This window comes from uncultured Microbacterium sp., from assembly GCF_963521695.1.
Taxonomy (GTDB): Bacteria; Actinomycetota; Actinomycetes; order Actinomycetales; family Microbacteriaceae; genus Microbacterium.
In genome coordinates this window covers 1-5,330 of record NZ_CAUQWC010000227.1, presented here as the reverse complement: position 1 = coordinate 5,330, position 5,330 = coordinate 1, and the positions used below count along the sequence as shown (strand labels likewise).

The 5,330-nt window shown below is 69.2% G+C and carries 6 protein-coding genes; 5 read left to right on the top strand and 1 reads right to left on the bottom strand.

What is annotated here, in order from left to right:
- Positions 1-250: 250 nt before the first annotated feature.
- The 3 genes from rpmB to rpsN are packed head-to-tail and all read left to right on the top strand — an operon-like array spanning position 251 to position 967.
- Positions 251-487, top strand: a complete 237-nt coding sequence (gene rpmB, locus RWP81_RS13935; protein WP_055832508.1) for a 50S ribosomal protein L28 — start codon at positions 251-253, stop codon at positions 485-487.
- Positions 487-657: a 50S ribosomal protein L33 gene (gene rpmG, locus RWP81_RS13930; RefSeq protein ID WP_013584775.1), complete on the top strand. Its 171-nt coding sequence runs from the start codon at positions 487-489 to the stop codon at positions 655-657. Before rpmB ends, rpmG begins: the two co-directional genes overlap by 1 nt.
- Positions 658-661: 4 nt before the next feature.
- Positions 662-967, top strand: a complete 306-nt coding sequence (rpsN, locus tag RWP81_RS13925) for a 30S ribosomal protein S14 (RefSeq protein WP_013584776.1) — start codon at positions 662-664, stop codon at positions 965-967.
- A 70-nt stretch (positions 968-1,037) separates the two neighbouring features.
- Here rpsN and RWP81_RS13920 read toward each other — a convergent pair whose 3' ends face one another.
- Positions 1,038-2,489: a LuxR C-terminal-related transcriptional regulator gene (locus RWP81_RS13920; RefSeq protein WP_314457059.1), complete on the bottom strand. Its 1,452-nt coding sequence runs from the start codon at positions 2,487-2,489 to the stop codon at positions 1,038-1,040.
- Between the two features lie 444 nt (positions 2,490-2,933).
- On the opposite strand from RWP81_RS13920, the gene RWP81_RS13915 reads away from it, so the two are divergent.
- Both RWP81_RS13915 and RWP81_RS13910 read left to right on the top strand, forming a co-directional pair.
- Positions 2,934-3,221 (top strand): HU family DNA-binding protein, encoded by a 288-nt coding sequence (locus RWP81_RS13915; protein WP_013584778.1) that lies wholly within the window; start codon positions 2,934-2,936, stop codon positions 3,219-3,221.
- 77 nt (positions 3,222-3,298) lie between these two features.
- Positions 3,299-5,284 (top strand): cytochrome c oxidase assembly protein, encoded by a 1,986-nt coding sequence (locus RWP81_RS13910; protein ID WP_314457053.1) that lies wholly within the window; start codon positions 3,299-3,301, stop codon positions 5,282-5,284.
- The last annotated feature ends 46 nt before the right edge of the window (positions 5,285-5,330 follow it).

Sequence of the window (5,330 nt, the reverse complement as noted above, 5' to 3'; positions counted from 1 at the left end):
GGGATGCCACGGTCTCGGCGTTCCGCTGGGGGCGGGGGGTAGCGGAGGAGGCGGCTCGTCGAGGCGACCCTTCGACGGGCCCAGGGCAGGAAGGCCGCCCGTGCTAGACTGACCCCTTGTCTGCGCGCACTCCAGCACGCAGTTCGCATCCCATCTCCTGAACGTGGCCTTTCGCCATGCTCAGACGGGGTGCAGACAAGGGATCTTGGGTGGCACCGTCCGGTGTCACGGTACAGAAGGAGACATCACCATGGCAGCAGTGTGCCAGGTGACTGGAGCGGTTCCCGGCTTCGGTCACAACATCTCGCACTCGCACCGCCGGACGAAGCGCCGCTTCGACCCGAACGTGCAGAAGAAGACCTACTTCGTTCCGTCGCTGGGTCGCAACATCAAGCTCAACGTTTCGGCGAAGGGCATCAAGGTCATCGACGCTCGCGGCATCGAGTCCGTCGTCCGTGACCTGCAGGCGAAGGGCGTGAAGCTGTAATGGCGAAGAAGGCTCAGGACGTACGTCCGATCATCAAGCTGCGTTCGACCGCGGGCACGGGGTACACCTACGTGACGCGCAAGAACCGCCGCAACAACCCCGACCGCATCGTGCTGAAGAAGTACGACCCCGTGGTCCGCAAGCACGTCGACTTCCGAGAGGAGCGCTAAGCACATGGCTAAGAAGAGCAAGATCGCGCGCAACGAGCAGCGCAAGGTCGTCGTCGAGCGCTACGCCGCGAAGCGCGCCGAGCTGAAGAAGACCCTGGTCGACCCGACCGCGACCGACGAGGCCCGCGAGGCCGCCCGCGTGGGGCTGCAGAAGCTCCCCCGCAACGCGTCGCCCGCGCGCGTGCGCAGCCGCGACGTCATCGACGGTCGCCCCCGTGGTGTCCTCACGAAGTTCGGCGTCTCGCGCGTCCGCTTCCGTGACATGGCCCACCGTGGCGAGCTGCCCGGCGTGACCAAGTCGAGCTGGTAAGCACCAGACACCCGTACGAAGGGCGGGGATTCCGAAAGGGATCCCCGCCCTTCGGCGTTCCGCCGGCATCTCAGGCGTAGGTGGCTGCGAGACGTTCCATCGCCTCCGCGCGACCACCGACACCGAGCTTGTGGTAAATCGAGCGCACCTGGCTCTTGACGGTGTTGAGCGAGACACCGCGTTCGCGCGCGATGTCCGGCAGGCTCAGCGACCGCAGGAGCATCTCGGCCGTGGCGACCTCGGTCGGAGTCAGTCGGGCGACAGAGACAGACGAGCGCGCCTCGGCATCCGGGGTCGCCACGCGGGCGAGCGCCGCGTGCAGGTACGGCAGGACGTCGGCGAGCTCGGGGTCCTCGAGGGCGGCGGTATCCATCAGCGCCCGGGTCTCCTCGTGGGGGAGCATGAGGAACGGCGTCGCCGAGCAGCCCGTGCGCACAATGAGGCGGAGCGCCGTCTCCATGCTCTGGCGCGCTCGCCGGGTGAAGCCCAGGCGGTTCAACGCGAGAGCGCGCCGCACGAGCAGGGGGGTCAGGGTACGCAGGCAGTGATCGGCTTCGGACGCGATGCACGCGTCGGTCTCGAGCAGCAACTCGCGGTCGCGCCCGAGGCGGAGGAGGGCGGCGGAGCGCTGCATCGAGAAGCAGATGCCGTGGCCCTCAGGCGTCTCGCACGGTTCGAGCGTCGACAGCGCCTCGCGATACTCGCCCTGCGCGACCAGGATGTCGGAGAGGACGCTGACCAGGAAGTGCCGCATCATGCGGTGACTGCTGAGTCGTCGGCTGCCGTGCAGGAGCCGTCGGGCCTCGGCGCGACCCGCTCCGAGATCACGGCGGAACATCATCGCCATGACCTCGATCGCGCGCGCGGCGTAGCCCCAGTACGGGTCGTCGGGTTGCGCACGCCGCATCGCTGCCGCGGCTTCGAGCAGGCGTCCGACGTCCAGTCGGGAGGAGGCGATGAGCGCCTCCGCGAGAAGGAGCAGGTAGGCGGTCTCGGATGCGGCCCAGTCCCGTGCGACGAACAGGTCCGCGGCCTCGGCGCGGGCGGTCTCGGCGGTGATGTATTCGCCGTTGAGTGCGTGGCCGAGGGCGCTCACCGACAGGGCCCGGTAACGCGTCTCGTCGGTGTCGGCGAACAGCAGGGCCTCGGCGCCGAACCGTGCTGCCGCCTGGGGCCAGCCGATGGAGTTGCAGTACTCGCCGATGCTCGCGCAGAGCTGCGACCGGGCGCCGGACGACAGTGAGGCCGGCCTGTTCAGACGGACATCGTCGAAGTAGCGTGCAACGACGGCGACTCCCTCCGCGAGGGCGTCGCGCCGGGCGCGGGCGGCCAGGAGCGCCGCGAGGGACAGAGCCGTCGCATCGGTCCACATCACCGGCGCCTCGGGGAGCTCCGCCTCGGAGAGCAGGGCGAGGTGGCGAGCGGCGGGCACACCATGGCCGGGGAGCAGTCGCAGTGCCGTCGTCGCGGCGGCGCTGCGAAGCGCGGCGCGTGCCTCTATCGAGGCGGGCGTTCCCGGCATGGCCCCTCCTAGGTAAATACCGTCAGCGGGTGAGTTCTTTCGGGCTTCGGGTGCCCTCGAACTGGTGCGGCACATCATAGTTCTGTTGTGTTGCGTCAAGAATCGCCGAGAGCGGAGGTGTGGAGAACGCCCGGGGGACTCTCTCCAGAATCGCCCGCCGACCCCTCTCTCTTAACCCGGTCGCTGCGGCGCGCGGACGGGGCGTCCGAGCCGTGTGTCCGGCGATCGTCGCGGCGATGCACGCGAGAGATCAGGGGTCGCTTCGGCCCCATCCGCACCGTGCGCACCACGACACGCAGTGGAGAACGGGTCGAAATCGGTCAAGATCCGCGTAATTCCGCGGTTCGGTTGATACTGTCGAGGCGGTCTCCCGACCACCGAGGAGGATCCCTCCTCGTCCGAGTAACGAGAGACGGCTTTCGCCGCCGTCTGGAGGACAACCACATGGCCGACAAGTCCATCACCAAGACCGAGCTCGTCGCGAGCATCGCCAGCGCGACCGGGCAGAGCCAGTCCGCCGTGTCGGGCGTGCTCGACTCCCTCTTCTCCACCGTCTCCGAGGCGGTCGCCAAGGGCAGCAAGGTCTCGATCCCCGGCTGGATCGCCTTCGAGCAGGTCGCCACGTCGGCTCGCACGGGCCGCAACCCGCAGACGGGCGAGGAGATCTCGATCCCCGCCGGCAAGCGCGTCAAGGTCACCGCGGGCTCCAAGCTCAAGGCCGCCGTCAAGTAAGACGACGCCGAACCATCGAGGGGGGATGCCCAGCGGCATCCCCCCTCCGTCGTTCCCGCGCGACGTAGGCTGGACGCGTGAATCCCCGACTTCTGCGCGTCGCGGGACCCGTCATCCTGGTCGCGGTCTCGATCGTCGCCGTCGTCGCCGGTCTCGCCTTCGGCGGCGGAGCGGCCCCCGGACGCCTCGCCGATGCCGGCCCCGTGGTGCGCTGGGGTCTGCCGATCGCCACGGTGGTGGTCAACCTCGCCGCGGCCACCATGGTCGGCTCGCTGGTGCTGGCGCTGTTCGCAATGCCGGCGGGGGAGCGGGCGTTCGAGATCGCCCTCGACACCGCGTCGATCGGCGCCGCCGTCTTCACCGTCGGTGCAGCCACGACGGGGTACATGACGTTCCTGAACGTCCTCAACGCCACCCCCACGCTCGACGCGGTCTTCGGGCAGCAGCTCGGACGCTTCCTCGTCGAGAGCCCACCGGGGCAGGCCTGGCTGATCACCACGATCGCCGGGGCGGTGCTCACGGTGCTCACCTTCGCGGTGCGGTCGTGGATCCCCACGCTCATCGTGGCGATCCTCGCCCTCGCCTCGCTCATCCCGATGGGCACGCAGGGGCACGCCGGCACCGAGGCCAGTCACGACGCCGCGGTCACCGCGCTCGTGCTGCACATCATCGCCGCGGCGGCCTGGCTCGGCGGGCTCATCCTGCTGGTCGTCGTCAGGCCCGCGATGTCGCGCGGACAGCTCCAGACCACTTTGCTGCGGTACTCCTCGATCGCGCTCGTCGCCTTCATCGTCGTCGCCGTCTCGGGCACGGTGCGCGCGTCGATCAGCCTGGTGGACGTGCAGAACCTCTGGTCGGCGTACGGCGCGCTCGTGCTCGTCAAGGTCGTCGCGCTCGTCGCCATGGGAGTGCTCGGCGCCTGGTACCGAAGCCGCCTCATCTCGCGCATGGCCGACGAGCCGGGGTCCGCGCGCTTCTGGGGCGTCATCGCCCTCGAGCTCGTCTTCATGGGTGTCGCGAGCGGTGTCGCCGCGGCGCTCGCGCGCACGCCCCCGCCCACCGAGGCGGCTCTGATCGGCAGCTCGCCGGCCGAAGTGCTGACGGGCGCAACGCTGCCGCCCGAGCTGACCCTCGAACGCTGGTTCACGGCGTGGAACATCGACCTGCTGTGGGCGCTGATCGTCGCCTTCGGTCTGTTCTTCTACCTCGCCGGCGTCTGGCGCCTGCTCCGCCGGGGCGACTCGTGGCCGATCCACCGCACGGTGCTGTGGTGCCTGGGCATGTTCGGGGTGTTCTGGGTCACGTCGGGTCCGATCAACGTCTATCAGGACTACCTGTTCAGCATGCACATGATCGGGCACATGCTGCTGTCGATGGCCATCCCGCTGATGCTGGTCTCCGGGGCACCCGTCTCGCTCGCCGCCCGCGCGATCCGCAAGCGCGACGACGGCACGCGCGGCGGGCGCGAGTGGATCCTGTGGGCGGTGCACAACCCGATCGCGAAGGTGCTGACGAACCCGTACGTCGCCGCGGGCCTGTTCATCGGCTCGCTCTGGGCGTTCTATTACACCGACCTGTTCCGGTGGTCGCTGTACGACCACGTCGGACACATCTGGATGGTCGCGCACTTCCTCGTCACCGGGTACCTCTTCGTGCTCAGTCTCATCGGCATCGATCCGGTGCCCTTCCGCCTCGCCTATCCGATGCGCCTGCTGGTGCTCATCGCGATCATGGCGATGCATGCGTTCTTCGGCATCGCGATCATGATGAACTCCGGTCTGATGGTGTCGGAGTGGTTCGGCGCGATGGGCCGCACCTGGGGCGCGACGCCCCTCGAGGATCAGTACGTCGGTGGCGGCGTGGCCTGGTCGGTGGGCGAGATCCCCACGCTCATCCTCGCCATCACGGTGGCGATCCAGTGGAGCCGCAGCGACGAGCGGCACCAGAAGCGCCGCGACCGTCACGTCGACCGTGTCGGCGACCTCGAGCTCGACGCGTACAACGAGGAGCTGGCGCGACTGGCCGACCGCGACGCGCGGGTCGCGGCCCGCGGCCGCACCTGAACGGATCCCGTCCGGCCGGTACCGGGCGTGCCGCGCTGCGGTGGGC

Coding starts and splice junctions, on each gene's coding strand:
- RWP81_RS13920 (WP_314457059.1), bottom strand. CDS start 2,489: ATGCCGGGAACGCCCGCCTCGATAGAGGCACGCGCCGCGCTTCGCAGC.
- RWP81_RS13915 (WP_013584778.1), top strand. CDS start 2,934: ATGGCCGACAAGTCCATCACCAAGACCGAGCTCGTCGCGAGCATCGCC.
- rpmB (WP_055832508.1), top strand. CDS start 251: ATGGCAGCAGTGTGCCAGGTGACTGGAGCGGTTCCCGGCTTCGGTCAC.
- rpmG (WP_013584775.1), top strand. CDS start 487: ATGGCGAAGAAGGCTCAGGACGTACGTCCGATCATCAAGCTGCGTTCG.
- rpsN (WP_013584776.1), top strand. CDS start 662: ATGGCTAAGAAGAGCAAGATCGCGCGCAACGAGCAGCGCAAGGTCGTC.